This window comes from Actinomadura chokoriensis (assembly GCF_039529475.1).
Lineage (GTDB): Bacteria > Actinomycetota > Actinomycetes > Streptosporangiales > Streptosporangiaceae > Spirillospora > Spirillospora bangladeshensis.
Genome location: NZ_BAAAMW010000090.1, coordinates 1 through 525, shown reverse-complemented (window position 1 = coordinate 525; position 525 = coordinate 1). Strand labels below are relative to the sequence as shown.

Annotated in this window: 1 rRNA gene; it reads right to left on the bottom strand. The window is 63.4% G+C overall.

The features are described 5' to 3' along the window. Positions 1-409 precede the first annotated feature (409 nt). Positions 410-525, bottom strand: a 16S ribosomal RNA gene (locus ABFX46_RS43380); the annotation flags it as partial.

Below are 525 nucleotides of genomic sequence, written 5' to 3'. Positions count from 1 at the left end.
AACAAATCGCAGATGAGAACCCTCAACCCCACCCCGAAAGGCAGAATCTCGAAGCCCTCACCAGAGATGCTCGCGTCCACTGTGCAGTTCTCAAAAAACAACCGGGCCCACCAGCACCGCCACACTCATTACGAGTGAAGCGGCGACTGGTCCCGCAGTCCGAGGCCACCGGGCAAAGCCCGTTCCCTCAGGACCCAACAGCGTGTCCAACCTGCCAGTCGTCCAGCACCCGGTCTTCCCACTCCCCGAAGGGCGGTACCGACCGAGCCGCACAGCCGACAGGCTGAGTAGCCAGTGCTCCACATCTATGAGCAGCCACCTGACAGACACTCGCTGCCAACAGTGGCCACCGACCCGCGCACCGACCCCCGGAGGGGCGGATCCACACAGGCCAGCTGGTGCTCCTTAGAAAGGAGGTGATCCAGCCGCACCTTCCGGTACGGCTACCTTGTTACGACTTCGTCCCAATCGCCGGCCCCACCTTCGACCGCTCCCCCCACACAAGGTGGTTGGGCCACGGGCTTC